Source organism: Pseudomonas sp. NPDC088414, assembly GCF_044753325.1.
GTDB lineage: Bacteria > Pseudomonadota > Gammaproteobacteria > Pseudomonadales > Pseudomonadaceae > Aquipseudomonas.
In genome coordinates this window covers 1-2,362 of the sequence record NZ_JBIVMY010000072.1, presented here as the reverse complement: position 1 = coordinate 2,362, position 2,362 = coordinate 1, and the positions used below count along the sequence as shown (strand labels likewise).

At 55.9% G+C, this 2,362-nt stretch carries 2 protein-coding genes and 1 pseudogene; 1 reads left to right on the top strand and 2 read right to left on the bottom strand.

Features of this window, described 5'->3' with window-relative positions:
• Positions 1 to 99: pseudogene (locus ACIP8I_RS27085) on the bottom strand (ATP-dependent Clp protease adaptor ClpS); the annotation flags it as partial.
• Positions 100 to 323: 224 nt separating this feature from the next.
• On the opposite strand from ACIP8I_RS27085, the gene ACIP8I_RS27080 reads away from it, so the two are divergent.
• The gene (locus tag ACIP8I_RS27080; protein ID WP_400764918.1) at positions 324 to 605 is read left to right on the top strand and encodes a cold shock domain-containing protein; all 282 of its coding nucleotides are present in this window, start codon (positions 324 to 326) and stop codon (positions 603 to 605) included.
• A 61-nt stretch (positions 606 to 666) separates the two neighbouring features.
• On the opposite strand, the gene icd is transcribed toward ACIP8I_RS27080, so the two are convergent.
• The gene (icd, locus tag ACIP8I_RS27075) at positions 667 to 1,923 is read right to left on the bottom strand and encodes an NADP-dependent isocitrate dehydrogenase (protein ID WP_007964844.1); all 1,257 of its coding nucleotides are present in this window, start codon (positions 1,921 to 1,923) and stop codon (positions 667 to 669) included.
• Positions 1,924 to 2,362: the final 439 nt, after the last annotated feature.

The following is a 2,362-nucleotide window of genomic DNA, read 5'->3' as shown; positions in this document are numbered from 1 at the left end:
ACCGCCTGCCGAATCGTCGTCGTGCTCCTCTGGATGATCCTTTTGGAGAAGCGGGCGATCCTGATTGAATGTTAGTCGAATCTGGCTGATTGCATGCATGGAAAGAAAGGTTCGTCAGTTGTGCAAATACAGTGGTGGGGGCGGCTGTACACCTTTTCAACTCCGACTGCCCGGTCACCTTGACTATCGGGAAAACGGTGTTACAACCAATAGAGCCCACAGTGGGTAAAAAAGATCCGCGGAGTCAATCCTTTTAACGGATTAGATTGCGGATGTCCTGGATGATACTCCAGCGATGGAGTCTGTTGCAGAGGGATTTGAGCATGGCTGTCGGCAAGGTCAAGTGGTTCAACAATGCCAAGGGATTCGGCTTCATCAATACCGATGCCCGTGAAGGACGTGACGAGGACGGCAAAGACATTGATTTCTTTGCGCACTACTCCGCCATTGAGATGGTCGGGTATAAAACCCTCAAGGCCGGGCAGGTCGTCAGCTTCGAGATCGTTCAGGGCCCCAAAGGCCTGCACGCGGTAAAGATCACAGCGGCGCCCGTGGCGAGTGAAGCGGCTACGCCTACTCCTCATAAAGAAAAGGTGTCGGGCTGACATAACCGTCACCCGGTCATGAAAAAACCGCCCGAAGGCGGTTTTTTTGTACCTGCATGGCTTACATGTGCTTGATGATCGCCTCACCGAAGCCCGAAGAAGACACCAGCGTGGCACCTTCCATCAGACGTTCGAAGTCATAGGTCACGGTCTTGGCCTTGATGGCGCCGTTGGTGCCCTTGATGATCAGGTCAGCCGCTTCGGTCCAGCCCAGATGACGCAACATCATCTCGGCCGACAGGATCACCGAGCCCGGGTTGACCTGGTCCTTGCCGGCGTACTTCGGCGCGGTACCGTGGGTCGCCTCGAACATGGCCACGGTGTCGGACAGGTTGGCGCCCGGCGCGATACCGATACCACCCACTTCCGCCGCCAGGGCGTCGGAGAGGTAGTCACCATTGAGGTTCAGCGTGGCGATCACGTCGTACTCGGCCGGACGCAGCAGGATCTGCTGGAGCATGGCGTCGGCAATGGCGTCCTTGACGATGACTTCACGGCCGGTTTTCGGGTTCTTGAACTTCATCCATGGGCCGCCATCGAGCAGTTCGGCGCCGAATTCTTCCTTCGCCACCTCGTAGCCCCAGTCCTTGAAGGCACCTTCGGTGAATTTCATGATGTTGCCCTTGTGCACGATGGTCAGCGACTTGCGGTCGTTGTCCACCACGTATTGCAGGGCCTTGCGCACCAGACGTTTGGTGCCTTCCCTGGAAACAGGCTTGATGCCGATACCGCAATCCTGGTCGAAACGGATCTTGGTGACACCCATTTCTTCTTTCAGAAACTTGATGACCTTGGTGGCCTCAGGCGAGCCGGCCTTCCATTCAATACCGGCATAAATGTCTTCGGAGTTCTCGCGGAAGATCACCATGTCGACGTCGCCAGGCTTTTTCACCGGGCTCGGCACACCTTCGAACCACACCACGGGACGCAGGCAGACATAAAGATCGAGTTGCTGGCGCAGGGCGACGTTGAGGGAGCGGATGCCACCACCGACCGGGGTGGTCAGCGGGCCCTTGATGGAGACCACGTAATCTTTGACGGCATCCAGGGTTTCCTGGGGCAGCCAGGTGTCCTGGTCATAGACCTGAGTCGCTTTTTCGCCAGCGTAAACCTCCATCCAGGAAATCTTGCGCTTGCCCCCGTAGGCCTTGGCCACGGCAGCATCAACCACTTTGATCATCACCGGGCTGACGTCGACGCCAATGCCGTCACCTTCGATGAAGGGGATGATCGGGTTATCAGGAACATTGAGAGAATGGTCTGCATTGACGGTGATTTTGTCGCCGACGGCTGGAACCTGAATCTTCTTGTAACCCATGCTGAACTCCATTGTTTGGATTGAACATCTGGCTTGGTTCGAGCGTAACCCAGTTAAATCAACACGCAAACCCTCTGTTCACGGCGCGACTACATCTGGTTTCGTACAAGCCTGAAAGCAAAGGGAAAAGCGCCAAATTCAAGCATTCGCAGCGACTCTACGCCCCACCCGCCCCTGCGACCTTTAGACCAATGGACGAGACCGGTTGCATATGAACCATCGGCAGATTGCCAGCTACCTATGTATAATGCCGCCCGCTGACCAAAGGGTCACGACGGCTGGCCTCTCTAGAACGAGACTTTCCGCCTGATTGGTCGGGTTGTTACCGCAGCCTGACTGCTTGACGCTCTACTGATGCACCCAACTTCTCCGCTATGTATCTAGAGATTCGGTTCATGGATGTCTTTGTACGAACGCGCTTAACCGGCGCCTCTCGATT